Annotated in this window: 19 protein-coding genes; 12 read left to right on the forward strand and 7 right to left on the reverse strand. The window is 69.9% G+C overall.

Annotated elements, in window-relative coordinates:
* The first annotated feature begins 90 nt into the window (after positions 1–90).
* Positions 91–771, forward strand: a complete 681-nt coding sequence (locus ABD235_RS01265; protein WP_344173620.1) for a 16S rRNA (uracil(1498)-N(3))-methyltransferase — start codon at positions 91–93, stop codon at positions 769–771.
* A 5-nt stretch (positions 772–776) separates the two neighbouring features.
* Entirely contained in the window at positions 777–1,424 is a 648-nt protein-coding gene (locus ABD235_RS01270) for an SAM-dependent methyltransferase (protein WP_344173622.1), read from the forward strand.
* Between the two features lie 3 nt (positions 1,425–1,427).
* On the opposite strand, the gene ABD235_RS01275 is transcribed toward ABD235_RS01270, so the two are convergent.
* Both ABD235_RS01275 and ABD235_RS01280 read right to left on the reverse strand, forming a co-directional pair.
* Complete coding sequence (locus ABD235_RS01275) at positions 1,428–2,549, reverse strand: Gmad2 immunoglobulin-like domain-containing protein (RefSeq protein ID WP_344167958.1); 1,122 nt, start codon at positions 2,547–2,549, stop codon at positions 1,428–1,430.
* A complete protein-coding gene (locus tag ABD235_RS01280; protein WP_344167961.1) occupies positions 2,546–3,055 on the reverse strand; it encodes a SigE family RNA polymerase sigma factor in 510 nt (169 codons plus the stop codon). The genes ABD235_RS01275 and ABD235_RS01280 overlap by 4 nt, the downstream gene beginning before the upstream one ends.
* A 121-nt stretch (positions 3,056–3,176) precedes the next feature.
* Between ABD235_RS01280 and ABD235_RS01285 the strand changes: the two genes are divergently transcribed.
* The 7 genes from ABD235_RS01285 (at position 3,177) to ABD235_RS01315 (ending at position 8,841) form a co-directional block, all read left to right on the forward strand.
* Positions 3,177–3,992: a hypothetical protein gene (locus tag ABD235_RS01285; RefSeq protein ID WP_344167964.1), complete on the forward strand. Its 816-nt coding sequence runs from the start codon at positions 3,177–3,179 to the stop codon at positions 3,990–3,992.
* 189 nt (positions 3,993–4,181) lie between these two features.
* Positions 4,182–5,108, forward strand: coding sequence for a PhoH family protein (locus ABD235_RS01290; protein WP_344173624.1), 927 nt, complete (start codon positions 4,182–4,184; stop codon positions 5,106–5,108).
* Positions 5,105–5,581 (forward strand): rRNA maturation RNase YbeY, encoded by a 477-nt coding sequence (ybeY, locus tag ABD235_RS01295; RefSeq protein ID WP_344167967.1) that lies wholly within the window; start codon positions 5,105–5,107, stop codon positions 5,579–5,581. The genes ABD235_RS01290 and ybeY overlap by 4 nt, the downstream gene beginning before the upstream one ends.
* Before the next feature lie 4 nt (positions 5,582–5,585).
* Complete coding sequence (locus ABD235_RS01300; RefSeq protein ID WP_344167970.1) at positions 5,586–6,893, forward strand: hemolysin family protein; 1,308 nt, start codon at positions 5,586–5,588, stop codon at positions 6,891–6,893.
* 31 nt (positions 6,894–6,924) lie between these two features.
* Positions 6,925–7,257: a cytidine deaminase gene (locus ABD235_RS01305; RefSeq protein ID WP_344167973.1), complete on the forward strand. Its 333-nt coding sequence runs from the start codon at positions 6,925–6,927 to the stop codon at positions 7,255–7,257.
* Positions 7,241–8,170, forward strand: coding sequence for a GTPase Era (gene era / locus ABD235_RS01310; RefSeq protein WP_344167976.1), 930 nt, complete (start codon positions 7,241–7,243; stop codon positions 8,168–8,170). The genes ABD235_RS01305 and era overlap by 17 nt, the downstream gene beginning before the upstream one ends.
* Complete coding sequence (locus ABD235_RS01315) at positions 8,170–8,841, forward strand: GNAT family N-acetyltransferase (RefSeq protein ID WP_344167979.1); 672 nt, start codon at positions 8,170–8,172, stop codon at positions 8,839–8,841. Before era ends, ABD235_RS01315 begins: the two co-directional genes overlap by 1 nt.
* Here the strand turns inward: ABD235_RS01315 and ABD235_RS01320 are convergent.
* Complete coding sequence (locus tag ABD235_RS01320; protein WP_344167982.1) at positions 8,838–9,827, reverse strand: GNAT family N-acetyltransferase; 990 nt, start codon at positions 9,825–9,827, stop codon at positions 8,838–8,840. The genes ABD235_RS01315 and ABD235_RS01320 overlap by 4 nt on opposite strands.
* Positions 9,828–9,939: 112 nt before the next feature.
* Between ABD235_RS01320 and ABD235_RS01325 the strand changes: the two genes are divergently transcribed.
* Both ABD235_RS01325 and katG read left to right on the forward strand, forming a co-directional pair.
* Positions 9,940–10,392: a Fur family transcriptional regulator gene (locus ABD235_RS01325; RefSeq protein WP_344167985.1), complete on the forward strand. Its 453-nt coding sequence runs from the start codon at positions 9,940–9,942 to the stop codon at positions 10,390–10,392.
* A gap of 2 nt (positions 10,393–10,394) precedes the next feature.
* On the forward strand, positions 10,395–12,596 hold the full coding sequence (katG, locus tag ABD235_RS01330; protein WP_344167988.1) for a catalase/peroxidase HPI: 2,202 nt from the start codon (positions 10,395–10,397) through the stop codon (positions 12,594–12,596).
* Positions 12,597–12,650: 54 nt separating this feature from the next.
* Here the strand turns inward: katG and ABD235_RS01335 are convergent, their stop codons facing one another.
* The 4 genes from ABD235_RS01335 to ABD235_RS01350 form a co-directional block, all read right to left on the reverse strand.
* Positions 12,651–13,076 carry a PPOX class F420-dependent oxidoreductase gene (locus tag ABD235_RS01335; RefSeq protein WP_344167991.1) on the reverse strand — a complete coding sequence of 142 codons (426 nt, stop codon included), beginning with the start codon at positions 13,074–13,076 and terminating at the stop codon, positions 12,651–12,653.
* Positions 13,077–13,177: 101 nt separating this feature from the next.
* Positions 13,178–13,492 carry an antibiotic biosynthesis monooxygenase gene (locus ABD235_RS01340; protein ID WP_344167994.1) on the reverse strand — a complete coding sequence of 105 codons (315 nt, stop codon included), beginning with the start codon at positions 13,490–13,492 and terminating at the stop codon, positions 13,178–13,180.
* A gap of 66 nt (positions 13,493–13,558) precedes the next feature.
* Positions 13,559–14,206, reverse strand: a complete 648-nt coding sequence (locus ABD235_RS01345) for an alpha/beta fold hydrolase (RefSeq protein WP_344167997.1) — start codon at positions 14,204–14,206, stop codon at positions 13,559–13,561.
* On the reverse strand, positions 14,203–15,027 hold the full coding sequence (locus tag ABD235_RS01350; RefSeq protein WP_344168000.1) for an EamA family transporter: 825 nt from the start codon (positions 15,025–15,027) through the stop codon (positions 14,203–14,205). The genes ABD235_RS01345 and ABD235_RS01350 overlap by 4 nt, the downstream gene beginning before the upstream one ends.
* Positions 15,028–15,336: 309 nt before the next feature.
* On the opposite strand from ABD235_RS01350, the gene leuA reads away from it, so the two are divergent.
* A complete protein-coding gene (gene leuA / locus ABD235_RS01355; RefSeq protein ID WP_344173626.1) occupies positions 15,337–17,010 on the forward strand; it encodes a 2-isopropylmalate synthase in 1,674 nt (557 codons plus the stop codon).
* The last annotated feature ends 15 nt before the right edge of the window (positions 17,011–17,025 follow it).

Genomic DNA, 17,025 nt, shown 5'->3' on the forward strand with positions numbered 1-17,025 from the left:
GCGCCCGCTCCCGGCGTAGCCGGTGAGCCCGGGGGCGTCGGCTCCTCCTCCCCCCACTCCTCCTCCGCCGCAGGCGGAGGAGGAGCTGAGCTGGTGCTCGGCGGCGCCGAGGGTCGGCATGCGGCGGTGGTGCGCCGGATCGGTCCTGGGGAGCGGGTTCGGTTGACGGACGGTGTGGGGAACTTCGCCGAAGGTGCTGTGGTGGCCTCCTCGAAGTCCGGCATCACCGTCGCCGTCGACCAGCGGGGGAGTGTGCCGAAACCGGCTCCTCGGCTGGTCGTCGTCCAAGCCCTGCCCAAGGGGGAGCGGGCTGAGCTGGCGGTGGAGATGCTGACCGAGGTCGGGGTCGATCTGATCGTGCCGTGGAACGCGGATCGCAGTCAGTTCCGGGCGAACCCGGAGCGGGTGGAGAAGACGCTGACCAAGTGGCGTTCCTGGGCGTTCGAGGCGAGCAAGCAGTCGCGGCGGAGCTGGTTCTGCGAGGTGGCTCCGGTGGCGTCGACGGCGGAGGTCGCACGCCTGGTCCACGACGCGGGGCTGGCCGCCGTACTGCACGAAGAAGCGAAGACCCCGCTCGCGACGCTGAACCCACCGACCACCGGCGACGTGGTGATCGTGGTGGGTCCTGAGGGTGGCATCACCGACGCCGAGCTGGAAGCCTTCGCAGCAGAGCCGGTACTGCTCGGCGACACGGTCCTGCGGACGTCCACCGCAGGCGTCGCCGCAGCATCCGTCCTGCTGGCCAGATCTCGTTGGAGGACCGCGGTTTGAGCTCGATGGACTGGCTGGAGTGGCACTCGTCGTACGAGGACGAGGAGTCGCCGCTGAGCCGCCGGCTCGCGTCGGTGCAGCGCGCGATCCGCGAACGCCTCGACGCCGACCCCGACGCCGAGCTCCAGGTGGTCAGCGCCTGCGCCGGCCAGGGCCGTGACCTGATCGAGGTCCTCGCCACCCACCCGGCCCGAGGCCGCGTCACCGCGCGGCTCGTCGAGCTCGACCACCGCAACGCCGGCCTGGCGCGGACGGCGGCCACCGTCAACGGCCTGACCGGCATCGAGGTCGTCGAGGCCGACGCCGGCCGGACCGACGCGTACGCCGGCGCCGTACCGGCCGATCTCGTGCTGTTCTGCGGCGTCTTCGGCAACATCATCGACGCCGACGTGGAGACCACCGTCAAGGCGCTCCCGCAGTTCTGCGCCCCCGGCGCGACCGTCGTCTGGACCCGCACCCGCGAGGAGCCCGACCTCTGCCCGGCCATCCGTGAGTGGTTCGGAAGCGCCGGCTTCGAGGAGGTCTCGTACGACGCGCCGGACGACGTGCTCTGGTCGGTCGGCGTCCACCGCCTGACCGGCAACCCGCAGGAGCTCGAGCCGGGCCGGCAGCTCTTCAGCTTCGTACGAGCCCCCGACACCCAGTCGATCTGAGCCCTACTTCACCAGCAGCGTCTTCGTGTCGGTCGAGGTCAGCCGACCGTCCGCCGCCGACACCTCGAAGACCTCCAGCGTGTAGCGCCCGGCCGGCAGCTTCGCCACGACGAACGAGTACGGCGTGAGCTTGAACGCCTCCCCGGTCGTCGCCACTCCCTCCTGGAGCACCCGCCGGCTGTCGTCGGAGGTGATCCGCCAGTTCAGCTGCGCCTCGTTGACCGCGGCGATCCCGGCCACCTTGAACGGCGTCTTCAGCACCGCGCCGTTGGCCGGCGAGGTGATCCAGATGAACGCCTGGACGTCGAGCGACTGCGCCCGCCCGAGCGGCTGCTTGATGGCGACCCCGAACAGTTCCTGCACCGGCCTGCCGCGCAGCGTGACCTCGACCGGCACCGTCGTACCGCTGGCGCCCTGGACCGTGTAGACGAGCTGCTGCAGCGCCATCTGCGCGACGTCCGGATCGAGCCGCGTCTTCGGCAGCGACTTGAAGTCCACTCTGATCGACGAGCCGGACATCCGGACCTCGGAGACCTGCGCGCCGATCCACGGCGAGCTGTAGTCGGGATCGTCGGACTTGCCGGACGCCATCAGCTGCACCGCCGAGTACGTCGCCCGGCCCTTGAACGGCACGAAGGTCCGGTACAGCCGGACACCCGGACCTGTCGCGGCGCCGACCGTCTCGCCCAGCCAGTAGACCGGGATCGCGCCCGAGCTCTCCGGCTCCAGCTTGCCGGCCTCGGTCGGCTTCGCCTTGGGCGTCTCGTCGGTCGGCAGGGACACCGACGCCGACGTCGACGGCAGCGTGGCCGACGGCCGAGCGGTCGCGCTCTGCGGCGCCCCGGTCGCGGTGGCCGTCGTACTGGGCGCTCCCGCGACCTCGCTGTCGCCCGCCTGCCGGTTGTCGTCGTTCAGTACGGCGAACGCCCCGATCGCCGCGGCGGTGCCGACCACGGCGGCGCCGGCGGTGACGACCCAGGGACGGCGGTTGACCGGCGTCCGGGTGTTCCGCACCCGGGCCTGGATCTCGTGCAGCCCGTCGGCCGGCTCGATCCGGTCGGCCTCGTGGTGCAAGGCGCGCCGCATCAGCTCGTCGAACTCGTCGTTCGGCTGGTGGTCGTTCATGTGCTCTGCTCCAAGACCTGGCGCAGCGACTTGGTCGCCCGCGCGGCATGGCTCTTCACCGATCCGCGGCTGATCCCCATCGTGTCGGCGATCTCCGCCTCCGACAGGTCACCGTAGTACCGCAGCACCATGACGGTGCGCTGCTTCTCCGGCAGGGTGCGCATCGCTTCGATCACGCGGTCGGTCTCCGCCGTCCGCAGCACCGCCTGCTCCGCGCTCGGCTCGTCGGGCAGCGAGCGCGGCATGTGCTTGTCGACGACCACCAGGTGCCGCTGCCGCGAGCGGCACCGGTTCACCACGGCGGTCCGCAGGTACGCCAGCGCCTTGTGCGGATCGCGCAACCGGTGCCAGCGGGCGTGCATCGCCACGAAGGCGTCCTGCACGATCTCCTCCGCCGCTCCCCGGTCACGCAGCAGCAGGGCGCCGAGGCGGACCAACGACGTGTAGTGCGCCGTGTAGACAGCCGTCAGCGCCTCGTCGGCATTCCACGAGGAGTCCTGAGCCACGCACTCGTCATACACCACGGCCGGTTGTGCCACATGACGACGACGCGACGGAGGTGTCCCAGGTTGACAACCACGGGAAAGTTCGGCCTCATCGTGTGACCTACGACGCATCAGGAGCCCGATGAGACAGCACGGCGATCACAGCTGGTGCGGGCATCGTGAACTCACCGTGACCGCCGTCGATCGCCTGTACGCCGAGCTCGCCGGCGCGGACGGCCTGATCCGCGGCGTCCCGCGCCACCAGTACGCCGAGGCGCTCGACCGGGCCCAGGCCTACCAGGACCGAGCCCTCGCCGGCGGCCTGATCCGCAACGTCGCCAACACCGGGCGCACCGTCCCGTACGCCGGTCCCGGCCCGACGCTGCACTCGGCGTACCTCAATCCTGATGTCCAGCGCGAGCACTTCCTGGCCGATCCGTTCCGGAGCGGCCAGGAGAACCTGCGGATCAACGCGGAGTACGTCGTCGGCCAGTTGCGTCGGGCCCGCGCCGGTCGCGACGGCCTCCGGCAGCTCGGGGCGGCGGTGCACGCGGTGCAGGACAGCTACAGCGGAGGACACGCCTGGCGAGATGACGCGGTCTACGACGGCGACCCGACTGCCGCCGTGCGGGCGCTGCACGTGTTCACGCCGTCCCACCTGCTCGGCCGGGACGACGGCCGCAACACGCACTTCGGCGCGTTCGACCAGCCGCCGGCCGGGTCCGGTACGGCGCGCGCCGCGGTCGAGGCGACGTACCGGATCCTGCGCGCCCACGAGCTGGGCCGGCGCGATCCGGAGCGGGCCGAGCTCCTCGTCGGCGACCTCGTCGAGCCGCTGCTCAGGGCCCACGCGGACGGCGTACAGGTGTGTCTGGTGCCCGACGAACCGTGGCGTGCCGAGCGGGACCGGCGGCTCGAACGGGACAAAACACCAGGTCAGACCCCAGACGGCGGATGATCCGCGGTTTTATCGAGTGAGTGTGTCGGAGCGTACGGCTAGCATGGATCAGGTCATCGTCACCAGCATCAGGAGGAAAGGCTGTCCAGGCCACGCAGTATCGAGCCGTCGCACCAGGGTGCGACGCGCGCCGGCGGTAACGAACCGCCCAAGGCGTCCCACAAGATCGTCGTGCCGAACAGCATCGACATGGTGGCGCTGCTCGGAGCCCGGGACGAGTTCCTCCGGATCATCGAGAAGGAGTTCGCGGCCGACATCATGGTCCGCGGCAACGAGATCACGATGAACGGCGAGCCGGCCGAGCTCGCGCTGGCCGAGCGGCTGGTCGACGAGCTGATCGCGGTGGTGCGGACCGGTCACGGGCTGACCGCCGACTCCGTCGAGCGCAGCATCGCGATGATCAAGGCCGAGACCGTCGAGAGCCCCGCCGACGTCCTGACCCAGAACATCCTGTCCAGCCGCGGCCGGACGATCCGTCCCAAGACGCTGAACCAGAAGCGCTACGTCGACGCGATCGACAAGAACACGATCGTGTTCGGCATCGGCCCGGCCGGTACCGGCAAGACCTACCTGGCGGTCGCCAAGGCGGTCCAGGCGCTGCAGGCCAAGGAGGTCAACCGGATCATCCTGACCCGGCCGGCCGTCGAGGCCGGCGAGCGGCTCGGCTTCCTGCCCGGCACGCTGTCGGAGAAGATCGACCCGTACCTGCGCCCGCTGTACGACGCGCTGCACGACATGCTCGACCCCGAGTCGATCCCGCGGCTGATGACGGCCGGCACGATCGAGATCGCGCCGCTGGCCTACATGCGTGGCCGGACGCTGAACGACGCCTACATCATCCTGGACGAGGCGCAGAACACCTCGCCCGAGCAGATGAAGATGTTCCTCACCCGGCTCGGGTTCGGCTCCAAGATGGTGGTCACCGGTGACGTCACCCAGGTCGACCTGCCGACCGGGACGAACTCCGGGCTGCGGGTCGTGCAGGACATCCTGGAAGGCGTGCAGGACCTGACGTTCTGCCGGCTCACGTCGCACGACGTGGTCCGGCACAAGCTGGTCGGCCGGATCGTGTCGGCCTACGAAAACTACGAAGGCAGCGCTGAACCGAACCGATGAACGTCGAGGTCAACAACGAGTCCGGTGTGGAGATCGACGCCCACGGACTGATGCGGCTGAGCCGCTTCGTGATGTCGAGCCTGCGCCTGCACCCCGAGTGCGAGCTGTCGATCAAGCTGGTCGACGAGGACACGATGGCGCGGTACCACGTCGAGTTCCTGGACCTGCCCGGCCCGACCGACGTGATGTCGTGGCCGATGGACGAGCTGCGCCCGGGCAGTGACTCCGACGACTCCGAGCCGCCGCTCGGGCACCTGGGCGACATCGCCCTGTGCCCGACGGTGGCCGCGGCGCAGGGCGCCAAGGCCGGCCACGGGACGTGGGCCGAGCTCGAGCTGCTGACGGTGCACGGCATCCTGCACCTGCTCGGGTACGACCACGCCGAACCGGCCGAGAAGGCGGAGATGTGGGAAGTCCAGGGCCGCCTGCTCGAAGCGTGGCGCGCCCCGGGCAACCGGCTCGGCGAGGAGTGACGCGGTGAGCTACCACGACGGCGTCCTGCTGGTGGTGGCCGCGGTGCTCGTGCTGCTCGCGGGCGTGTTCGCCGGCGCGGAGGCGGCCATCTCGGCGTACTCGAAGGTGCGCGCCAACGAGCAGGTCGAGCTGGGCAACACCCGCGCGGTCCGGTTGAGCGAGCTGCTCAACGACGCCCCGCGCTACCTGAACACCCTGCTCCTGGTCCGGCTGGCCTGCGAGATCACCGCGATCGTGCTGGTCACCCAGGCGCTGTCGAACATCTTCACCGTCACCTGGGAGCACATCCTGATCACCGCGGTGGTGATGGTGGTGGTCTCGTACGTGATCATCGGCGTCGCCCCGCGCACGCTCGGCCGGCAGCACTCGGACCGGTTCGCGATGCTCTCGGCCGGCCCGATCATGGCGCTGACCACGGTGCTCGGCCCGATCCCGAAGCTGCTGATCCTGATCGGCAACGCGCTCACCCCCGGCAAGGGGTTCGCGGCCGGCCCGTTCGCGACCGAGTCCGAGCTGCGGGCGCTGGTCGACCTGGCCGAGAAGTCCGCGGTGATCGAGTCCAACGAGCGCCAGATGATCCACTCGGTCTTCGAGCTCGGCGACACGATCGTGCGCGAGGTGATGGTGCCGCGCACCGACATGGTCTACATCGAGCGGCACAAGAAGCTGCGCCAGCTCACCTCGCTGGCGCTGCGCTCGGGCTACTCGCGGATCCCGGTGGTCGGTGACTCCCTGGACGACATCCTCGGTGTCGTCTACCTCAAGGACGTGATGCGCCGCGTCTACGACAACGCCCAGTCGGAGTCGACCGAGCGGGTCGAGTCGGTGATGCGGCCGTGCATGTACGTGCCGGACAGCAAGCCGGTCGACCAGCTGCTGCGCGAGATGCAGGCCGCCCGGATGCACGTCGCGATGGTCGTCGACGAGTACGGCGGCACCGCCGGGCTGGTCACCATCGAGGACATCCTGGAGGAGATCGTCGGCGAGATCACCGACGAGTACGACGAGGCGCCGGAGGCGGTGCAGGCGCTGTCCGACGGCGCCTACCGGCTGTCCAGCCGGTACCCGATCGACGAGCTCGGCGAGCTGTTCGGCGTACCGCTGGACGACGACGACGTCGACACCGTCGGCGGCCTGATGGCCAAGCTGCTCGGCAAGGTGCCGATCCCCGGCGCGCAGGTCGAGATCGAGGGGCTTTCCCTCACCGCGGAGCGGCCGTCCGGCCGCCGCAACCAGATCGGTACCGTGCTGGTCCGGCGGACCGAAGAGGTCGCCGAGCAGCAGCAGGACAGCAGTCACCAGACTGCCTGACACATGGAGCCCTACCTGATGGAGCACTGCGTTGCCTGACCTCTCCGACGAGGACGCGAAGCTGGTCACCCTGGCCCGGGCCGCTCGCGCCCGCACCCGGGCGGCCGAGGGTGCCGCCGTGCGCGACACCGACGGCCGGACGTACGCTGCCTGTACCGTCCAGCTCGACACGGTGCTGCTGTCCGCGCTCCAACTGGCCACCGCGATGGCGGTGTCGTCCGGGGTCAAGGGGCTGGAGGCGGCCGCGGTGGTGACCGACGGGGACTCCGTCGACGTCGAGGTGGTCCGGTACTTCGGTGGCGCCGCGCTGCCGGTAGTCGTTGCTGATGGCAACGGAGAGGTTCGGGATGTCGTCCACACCTGAGGAGTTCCGCTCCGGTTTCGCCTGTTTCGTCGGGCGTCCGAACGCGGGCAAGTCGACGCTGACCAACGCACTGGTCGGCCAGAAGATCGTGATCACCTCGTCCAAGCCGCAGACCACCCGGCACGCCGTCCGGGGGATCGTGCACCGCGACGACGCGCAGCTGATCCTGGTCGACACCCCCGGCCTGCACAAGCCGCGCACGCTGCTCGGCGAGCGGCTGAACGACGTCGTGAAGACGACCTGGGCCGAGGTCGACGTGATCGCGGTCTGCCTGCCGGCCAGCGACCGGATCGGGCCGGGCGACCGGTTCCTGGTCGCGGAGGCCGCGAAGGTCGCCAAGACGCCGAAGGTCGCGCTGGCCACCAAGGCCGACCTGGTCGGGCCGGACCGGATGGCCGAGCACCTGAACGAGATCGCCAAGCTGGGCGAGACGCACGGCATCGAGTGGGCCGCGATCGTGCCGGTCTCGGCGGTCGACGGGTTCCAGGTCGACGTCGTCGCCGACGAGCTGGTCAAGCTGCTGCCGCACGGCATGCCGCTGTACCCCGACGGTGACGTGACCGACGAGCCGGAGGAGATCCTGGTCGGCGAGCTGATCCGGGAGGCCGCGCTGGAGGGCGTCCGGGACGAGCTGCCGCACTCGATCGCGGTCACCATCGACGAGATGATGCTGCGCGAGGGCCGTCCCGAGGACAAGCCGCTCCTGGACATCTACGCGAACCTGTACCTGGAGCGCGACAGCCAGAAGGGCATCGTGATCGGCCACAAGGGCGCGCGCCTGCGTGAGGTCGGCGCCAACGCCCGTCGCCAGATCGAGGCTCTGCTCGGTACGCCGGTCTACCTGGACCTGCACGTGAAGATCGCCAAGAACTGGCAGACCGACGCGAAGCACCTGAAAAAGCTCGGGTTCTGATGGATGTTCTGCTCAACCCCGCGTACGCGGCCCTCACCGGTCCGCACGCGGGGTTCGCTCAGGTGCGCGGCGAGGTCCGGGTCTATCCGTTGGACGTAGCGCCTTTCCTCGGGCTGCCGGACGAGCCGAGTGAGCAGGACTGGGCCGACGCGGCCGCGCTGATCGGGCCCGGTCGCGTGGTCGCCATCAAGCACCCCGACCTCGTGGTGCCCGGCAGCTTCAAGGTGGATCTGACGATCGACCTGGTGCAGTTCGTCGCCCCGGCCGGGCTGGGTGCCGAGGACGCCGAGCTGGTCGCGCTCGGCCCCGACGACGTACCGGAGATGCTGAGCCTGGTCGCGCTGACCGACCCCGGCCCGTTCCGGGCGCGCACGATCGAGCTCGGCAGCTATCTCGGCCTACGGCAGGACGGCGTACTGATCGCGATGGCCGGCGAGCGCTACCAGATCCCTGGCTACACCGAGATCAGCGCCGTCTGCACCCACCCCGACCACCGCGGCCGCGGACTGGCCACCCGCCTGATCCGCGCTGTCGCAGCCGGCATCGAGCAGCGCGGCGACCGGCCGTTCCTCCACACCGGCACCGCGAACCTGCCCGCGATCCGCGTCTACGAGCACCTGGGCTTCACCCTCAGCAACCGCACCAAGGTCACGGTGCTGCAGATCGTCTAAAGCGACTTCTGGTAGGCGATCGACCGCGCGACGATCTGGTACCCGAGCTGCTCGTTGATGCCGATCATGTGGGCGTTGGACTCCGCGTTCCAGGTGTCGAGCTGGCGCAGCGCAGGCTCCACGTCGCGCATCCACAGCAGCATGCCGGTCTTCACCAGCGCGCCGAGCCGATGCCCGCGATGGTCGCGGGAGACGGCGGTGTCGGCCTGCTCGGCGATGTGCGGGCGCTCGCGCTCCACGGTGATCGTCGAGTGCCCGGCCAGTGCGCCGGTCGCCTTCTCACGCGCGATCACCCGGTACAGCGTCCGGTCGTGCGCCAGCTGGGCGTCCTCGTAGGCCCGCAGCCGCTCCGGGCTGTACTCGTCGTCCTCGATGTCCAGGTCGTCCTTGGGAGCGTCGTTGATCGACTCGGTGACCGCGACCATCCCGTCGAGCAGGTCCTCGGGCAGCTTCCCGGTCACCCGCACCAGCTCGTACGCCGAAGCAGCGCGCACCGCGTCGTCGTACAGGCGCTGGACGAGGTCCCAGTCCAGGACGGTCAGGTCCTGGCGCCGGTTCACCTCGATCGCCTTCTGCTCGAAGCCCTGGCGGCGGGCGAACACGTCCGCCTTCGGCAGGTCCCACGCGCTCAGCCCGGCCGACGTCCGGCCGAGCTCCTCGGCCAGGCCCTCGCCGTACGCGATCAGCTCGCCGCCGATCCCGCGACCGCGGCGGTCCGGGTGCACCTCGACCTCGAACCAGGCCAGGTTCGTGTTGTCGTACGTCGGCAGCTCGACGCTCAGCACGCCGACCAGTTGGCCGTCCTCGTCGCGCGCCAGGTACGCCTGCCCGGGATCGCCGTCCCAGCCGTACCTCAGGTGCGCCGCGAACCCGCGCGGGGTCGGCAGCAACGCGGCCGGGCAGTCGAGCTTGTGCGTGGCCTGGAACAGCGCCACGGCGTCCGCGCACCCGACCTCGTCGTCGGGGGAGAGCCTCGTGATGTCCACCAGGTCACTGTGGCGCGGACGCGCGGGTACCGCGAGTGGTTTTCCGGTGGTGACTTTCTTGCGGCATCACCCATTCTTGACTCGTTCCAGAAAGCGCGAGAGACTGCGGGCGATGGCTGCCGACCGTGACTTCCACCACCTGCTGCGGGACTCCGCCCTGCGGGTCACCAAGCCACGGCTGGCGGTCCTGACCGCCGTGCACAGCCACCCGCACGCCGACACCGACGCGATCATCCGGGCCACCCGCGAGGAGCTCCCGGACGTGTCGCACCAGGCCGTGTACGACGTACTGCGCGCGCTGACCGACGCGGGTCTGCTCCGGCGGATCCAGCCGGCCGGATCGGTCGCCCGCTACGAGGCCCGGGTCGGCGACAACCACCACCACGTGGTCTGCCGTTCCTGCGGCGCCATCGAAGACGTGGACTGCGCCACCGGCGCGGCTCCGTGCCTGCACCCGTCCGACCACCACGGCTTCGCTGTCGACGAGGCCGAGGTCGTGTACTGGGGACTGTGCCCGGACTGCTCCGCGGCCAGTTCTGAACCAGCCACCACATCGAGAGGTTGAGCATGACCGAGACGCCTGACGTGGGTCACCACGGCAGTGAGAGCGAGAACCCCGCCATCGACTCCCCGACGCCCACGGTGCCCAACCCGCGGACGAACCGGGACTGGTGGCCGAACCAGCTGGACCTCTCGGTCCTGCGCCGGCACGCGCCGCAGGCCAGCCCGCTGGACGCCGACTTCGACTACGCCGAGGAGTTCAAGACCCTCGACGTGGACGCGCTGAAGCGCGACATCGTCGAGGTGATGCGGACCTCCCAGGACTGGTGGCCGTCGGACTTCGGCCACTACGGCCCGCTGTTCATCCGGATGAGCTGGCACAGCGCCGGCACCTACCGGATCGAGGACGGCCGCGGTGGCGCCGGCGACGGCGCGCAGCGCTTCGCCCCGCTGAACAGCTGGCCCGACAACGCCAACCTGGACAAGGCCCGCCGCCTGCTGTGGCCGGTCAAGCAGAAGTACGGCCGCAAGATCTCCTGGGCCGACCTGCTGGTGCTGGCCGGCAACGTCGCGCTGGAGGACATGGGCTTCGAGACCTTCGGGTTCGGCTTCGGCCGCGAGGACGTCTGGGAGCCGGAGGAGATCTTCTGGGGTCCCGAGGACACCTGGCTCGGCGACGAGCGGTACAGCGGTGAACGCCAGCTGCAGAGCAAGCTCGGCGCGGTCCAGATGGGCCTGATCTACGTCAACCCCGAGGGCCCGAACGGCGTCCCGGACCCGGTGGCCGCGGCCCGCGACATCCGCGAGACCTTCGGCCGGATGGCGATGAACGACGAGGAGACCATCGCGCTGATCGCCGGCGGTCACTCGTTCGGCAAGACCCACGGCGCCGGGCCGGCCGAGCACGTCGGCCCCGAGCCGGAGGGCGCGCCGATCGAGGCGCAGGGCCTGGGCTGGAAGAGCACGTACGGCACCGGCAAGGGCCAGGACGCGATCACCAGCGGGCTGGAGGTCACCTGGACCAGCACGCCGACCCGCTGGGGTCACGACTTCTTCAAGAACCTGTACGCGTACGAGTGGGAGCTCACCAAGAGCCCGGCCGGTGCGCACCAGTGGGTCGCGAAGGACGCCGAGGCGACCGTGCCGGACGCGTTCGACGAGTCCCGCAAGCACCGCCCGACGATGCTGACCACGGACCTCGCGCTGCGTTTCGACCCGGAGTACGACAAGATCTCGCGCCGGTTCCTGGAGCACCCGGAGGAGTTCCAGCTCGCCTTCGCCAAGGCCTGGTACAAGCTGCTGCACCGTGACATGGGCCCGGTCTCGCGCTTCCTCGGCCCGTGGGTCGCGGAGCCGCAGCTGTGGCAGGACCCGGTGCCGGCCGTCGACCACGAGCTGGTCGACGACGCGGACGTCGCGGCGCTGAAGGACAAGCTGCTGAACTCGGGGCTGTCGATCGGCCAGCTGGTCCGGACGGCGTGGGCCTCGGCGGCCACGTTCCGTGGCACCGACAAGCGTGGTGGCGCGAACGGCGCGCGGATCCGGCTGGAGCCGCAGCGCAACTGGGAGATCAACGAGCCGGCCGAGCTGGCCAAGGTGCTGGACATCCTCGAGGGTGTGCGGCAGGAGTTCAACAGCGCCGGTGGCCGGCAGATCTCGCTGGCCGACCTGATCGTGCTCGGTGGCTCGGCCGCGGTCGAGCAGGCGGCGCGCAACGCCGGCCACGACGTCACCGTGCCGTTCCACCCGGGCCGGACCGACGCCTCGCAGGAGGACACCGACGTCGAGTCCTTCGCGGTGCTCGAGCCGCGGGCCGACGGCTTCCGCAACTACCTGCAGGCCGGGGAGAAGCTGACGCCTGAGCTGCTGCTGCTCGACCGGGCGTACAACCTGACGCTGACCGCTCCGGAGCTGACCGTCCTGGTCGGCGGCCTGCGGGCCCTGGGCAACAACGTCGGCGGTACGGCGCACGGTGTCCTGACCGACAAGGCCGAGACGCTGAGCAACGACTTCTTCGTGAACCTGCTCGCGCCGGGCACGGAGTGGAAGGCCTCGGCCACCGAGGAGAACGTGTTCGAGATCCGCGCGCTCGGCTCCGACGAGGTCAAGTGGACCGCGACCGCGGTCGACCTGGTCTTCGGCGCCAACTCGCAGCTGCGGTCGCTGGCCGAGGTGTACGCGGCCGGTGACGCCGGCGCCAAGTTCGTCAAGGACTTCGTCGCCGCGTGGACCAAGGTGATGGAGCTCGACCGCTTCGACCTGAAGTGAGCTAGTGCTTGTGCCGGGCCGGTCCACCTTGGTGGGCCGGCCCGGTTGTCGTTGTCAGGAAGGCTTCGGCATCCCGTACGCGTGGTCGACCGTCATCGTGAGCAGCAGCCGCCGGTCCGCCACCATCGCGCGCCGGTAGTCGTCCCAGTCCGGGTGCTCGCCGGAGGCGGTCCGGTAGTAGTCGACCAGCGCCTCGACGGTCTCGTCGTGCGGGTCCTGCGCGACCGCGGTGAGCTCGGCCTTGCCTTCCAGTACGACGTACGACCGCCCGTTCGGCCCGTCGACGTACAGGCTGGCCCGCGGGTCGCGGCGCAAGTTTTTGGTCTTCGCCCGGCCGTCGGTCAGCGAGACCCGGATCCGGTTGAGCTCCGCGTCGTACACGTAGGTGACGTTCGACAGCTGCGGCCGGCCGTCCCGCTTGAGGGTGACCAACGCGCCGAGCCCATGCGTACCGAGCCGCGCGGCGAGGGATTCAGTCATGTGCTCCAGCCTAGGAGCTCAACCCAACTTGAAGACAAGCCCCGGTGGCCTCGGGCGCCAGCCGGCAGCGAGGTTGGGGTCGAGGGCAGGCCGCGCCATCATCACAGCACCGCCTTGCCGCCGACGGGCGTGTAGTCCGTACCGGTGGAGTCGCTCAGCAGCTCCTGCACCTGCGCGACGATCGCCTGGGCCGCCGGTCCGGCGAAGACTCGGTGGTGGTCCTCCTCGGTGGTCCAGCCCTCGGTGACGTGCACGACGTCGGTGTCGGCAGCCGAACGGCTGACCAGGTAGACGACGCAATACTCGGTGGAGGCCGGATTGCCCGGCTCCAGCGCGGACAGCAGGACGTCGACGAGCTGGTTGCCCATTGCCGGCTTGGCGGTCATGGTGGCTTGGAATCCGTAGGTGACGTTCATGGCTCAATTCCACAGCCCGGCGCGTGAATGAGGTAGACAGAAGCTCTCGGCCTCTTGCACGATCCTCTACGGTTCGAGGAAATCGCGCACTGCTCCCATCCATCGCTCAGGCGCCTTGCTGTGGATCCGGTGGCCGACCGGGACCTCGGTGATGCTTGCTGCGGGCAAGGACTTGGCGACCAGGTCGAAGCGGGACTGGTCCAGGTGGCTGCCGGAGCCGCCGGCGAGCAGGAGAGTGGGGGCCGTGATCTTGGGCAGGTCGGTCCACCACTCGGGCCGGGGTGCCTGGAGCTCGGCGAGGACCTGGCGGAACATGACCGGGTCGTAGGACCGTCGACTCAGGCGCGCCAGCACGCGCATCACCGGACCGGCGGCGGTTCGGGCGGGCGAGCTGTCCTGAGCGTCGCGCGGCGGGACGGGCATCTCCTCGAGGATCAGGCGCTCGACCCGGTCGGGGTACTGCTGGGCGACCAGGCTTGCGATGAAGGCGCCGAGGGAATGCCCGACCAGCGTGAAGCGGTCGACGCCTTCGAGGTCACGCACGACCTGGTCCCGAAAGGCCGCCAGGGGATAGGCGTCACGTCGTACGGCGTTCTCATGGCCGAGCAGCGTCGGGCAGACCACCTGATAGCCGAGCGCTTCCAGGCCTGGGCGGACGGTGTCCCAGGTGCCGGGGCCGCTGATGGCGGCGTGCAGGCAGACGAGAGTTTTCACGACGATGCTCCTAGCAGCACGCCGCCGACGATGGCGGCTAGTCCCGTAGTGGTCAAGGGTGTCAGTCGTTCGCGGAGGACGAGCAGTCCGAGCAGCGTGCCGACGACGACGTTGAGCGTGCGCCCGATCGCGACGGTCTCGATCGAGGTCAGCGTCATCGCCACGAGCACGAGCCCGTAACTGGCGGGCGTGAGCACAGCAACCGGTACGGCGCTCCGCCAGTACTGCAAGGCCTTGCGTGGCCGGACGACCGCGGTCAGCAGGATGACCTGGGCAAGGTTGCTGACCGCCAGATAGGACAGCAGGTCGACGTCGAGCGTGGTGATCGCGAACCCGTCCCACAAGGTGTAGGCGCAACTGCACGCTGCGACGACCAGGCCCAGTCCGACGCCGCGCCCGAGCCGTCGCCCGTTGGCTCGCGGACCCGCGGCCGATCCCCGGTCCATCACCAGGACGCCGCAGGCGACCAGCGCACCGCCGAGCCAGGTCACCGGCGGAGGCGCGCCCGTCCACGGGATCACCGCGAGCGTCACCAGCACAGGCGTCGTACAGCGGCTGACCGGATAGACGATCGAGAACCCGCCGGCGCCGTACGCCCGCTGCAGGGTCACCGCGTACGCCGTGTGCAGCGCCATGCTTACCAGCGCCGCCCACCAGGCCGGCCCGAGCCCGCGCCACGCGATCAGCCCGAGCGACACCGGCGCCGTCAGAACAGCGCACAGCCAGACGAATCCCGGGCCCTGCAGTGGCGACCGCTTCAGCAGCAGGTTCCAGGTCGCGTGGCAGCCGGCGGCGACGGTGAGCAGGGCGAGGGCGATCACGTAGACAGTGTCTACACGAAGGCGATAGACGGTGTCTACTCACCGGTCGATCAGGCGGCGATCACGCTGCGTGTCTCGCCGATCGAGACCCCCGGTTCGACGGCCGGGCGCAGCTGTGCCTAGACTCGCTGGCATCATGCGGCACCAGATTCTCCTCCTTCGCTGCCGCGGCGAGGCCTGACCAGGCCGGTTCCCTCGCCGCGGAGTTCTGTCGTGCGCCGGTCGTCTGCGACCCCGTAGTACAGCCTTCTCGAGGAGAACCCCGTGGCACCGAAGAACCAGCCTCAGCCCGTCCAGCAGCCGTCCGGGATGCCGGTAGCGCGCTACCGCGCCTTCCCGCCGATCGCCCTGCCGGACCGCACCTGGCCGGCGAAGTCCGTCGACCGGACCCCGCGCTGGCTGTCCACCGACCTGCGCGACGGCAACCAGGCGCTGGTCGAGCCGATGTCGCCGGCCCGCAAGCGCCGGATGTTCGACCTGCTGGTGAAGATGGGCTACAAGGAGATCGAGGTCGGTTTCCCCAGCGCCAGCCAGTACGACTTCGACTTCGTCCGCTCGCTGATCGAGGGCGACGCGATCCCCGACGACGTGACGATCTCGGTGCTGACCCAGGCCCGCGAGGAGCTGATCGAGCGGACCGTGCAGTCGCTGCAGGGCTCGCCGAAGGCGACCATCCACCTGTACAACGCGACCGCGCCGCTGTTCCGCCGGGTCGTCTTCAACGTCGACAAGGCCGAGTGCCGCACCATCGCCGTCCGCGGCACCGAGACGGTGATGAAGTACGCCGACGAGATGCTGGGCGACTGCGAGTTCGGCTACCAGTACAGCCCGGAGATCTTCACCGGCACCGAGCTGGAGTTCGCGCTGGAGGTCTGCGAGGCGGTCAGCGACGTCTGGCAGCCGGCCGAGGGCCGCGAGATCATCCTGAACCTGCCGGCCACCGTCGAGATGTCCACGCCGAACGTGTACGCCGACCAGATCGAGTGGTTCGGCCGGAACCTCACCCGGCGCGAGCACAGCACGATCAGCCTGCACCCGCACAACGACCGCGGTACGGCGGTCGCCGCGACCGAGCTGGCGCTGATGGCCGGCGCGGACCGTGTCGAGGGCTGCCTGTTCGGCCACGGCGAGCGGACCGGCAACGTCGACCTGGTGACGTTGGGGATGAACCTGTTCAGCCAGGGCATCGACCCGCAGATCGACTTCTCCGACATCGACGAGATCCGCCGTACGGTCGAGTACTGCACGCAGATGCGCGTCCCCGAGCGGCAGCCGTACGCCGGTGACCTGGTCTACACCGCCTTCTCCGGCTCGCACCAGGACGCGATCAAGAAGGGCCTAGAGGCGCTGGACAAGCAGGCCGCGGCCGAGGGCCGGCCGGTCGGCGAGATCACCTGGGAAGCGCCGTACCTGCCGATCGACCCGAAGGACGTCGGCCGCTCGTACGAGGCCGTGATCCGGGTCAACTCGCAGTCCGGCAAGGGCGGCGTCGCGTACATCATGAAGTCCGAGCACCGCCTCGACCTGCCGCGCCGGCTGCAGATCGAGTTCAGCCGCGTGATCCAGCAGCACACCGACGCCGAGGGCGGCGAGGTCGGCCCCCAGGTGATGTGGGACATCTTCTCCAACGAGTACCTGGCGCCCGGCAAGCTGTCGCTGCTGACCGTCACGTCGAAGTCCGGCGGCGAGGGCAACGAGACGGTCGCCGTGCAGGTCTACTCCAACGGCGTCCCGCACGAGCTGACCGGCGAGGGCAACGGCCCGGTCTCGGCCTTCGTCGACGCCATCAAGCCGCTGAAGTACGACGTCCGCGTGCTGGACTACCACGAGCACGCCCTCTCGGCCGGCGGCGACGCCCTGGCGGCGGCGTACGTCGAGTGCGAGGTCGGCGACGAGGTCTTCTGGGGTGTGGGCCGCGACGCCAACATCCTCACCGCGTCCCTGAAGGCCGTCGTCTCCGCCATCAACCGCGCCACCCGGTAAGCACCGAGGGGCGGC

It is taken from the genome of Kribbella lupini, from assembly GCF_039529595.1.
Lineage (GTDB): Bacteria > Actinomycetota > Actinomycetes > Propionibacteriales > Kribbellaceae > Kribbella > Kribbella lupini.

Excerpts from the sequence above, each read along its gene's own strand:
- ABD235_RS01290 (WP_344173624.1), top strand. The coding sequence starts at position 4,182 with ATGGTGGCGCTGCTCGGAGCCCGGGACGAGTTCCTCCGGATCATCGAG.
- ABD235_RS01275 (WP_344167958.1), bottom strand. The coding sequence starts at position 2,549 with ATGAACGACCACCAGCCGAACGACGAGTTCGACGAGCTGATGCGGCGC.
- ABD235_RS01335 (WP_344167991.1), bottom strand. The coding sequence starts at position 13,076 with ATGACTGAATCCCTCGCCGCGCGGCTCGGTACGCATGGGCTCGGCGCG.
- era (WP_344167976.1), top strand. The coding sequence starts at position 7,241 with ATGTCGTCCACACCTGAGGAGTTCCGCTCCGGTTTCGCCTGTTTCGTC.
- ABD235_RS01270 (WP_344173622.1), top strand. The coding sequence starts at position 777 with ATGGACTGGCTGGAGTGGCACTCGTCGTACGAGGACGAGGAGTCGCCG.
- ybeY (WP_344167967.1), top strand. The coding sequence starts at position 5,105 with ATGAACGTCGAGGTCAACAACGAGTCCGGTGTGGAGATCGACGCCCAC.
- ABD235_RS01325 (WP_344167985.1), top strand. The coding sequence starts at position 9,940 with ATGGCTGCCGACCGTGACTTCCACCACCTGCTGCGGGACTCCGCCCTG.
- ABD235_RS01340 (WP_344167994.1), bottom strand. The coding sequence starts at position 13,492 with ATGAACGTCACCTACGGATTCCAAGCCACCATGACCGCCAAGCCGGCA.
- leuA (WP_344173626.1), top strand. The coding sequence starts at position 15,337 with ATGCCGGTAGCGCGCTACCGCGCCTTCCCGCCGATCGCCCTGCCGGAC.
- ABD235_RS01315 (WP_344167979.1), top strand. The coding sequence starts at position 8,170 with ATGGATGTTCTGCTCAACCCCGCGTACGCGGCCCTCACCGGTCCGCAC.
- katG (WP_344167988.1), top strand. The coding sequence starts at position 10,395 with ATGACCGAGACGCCTGACGTGGGTCACCACGGCAGTGAGAGCGAGAAC.
- ABD235_RS01285 (WP_344167964.1), top strand. The coding sequence starts at position 3,177 with ATGAGACAGCACGGCGATCACAGCTGGTGCGGGCATCGTGAACTCACC.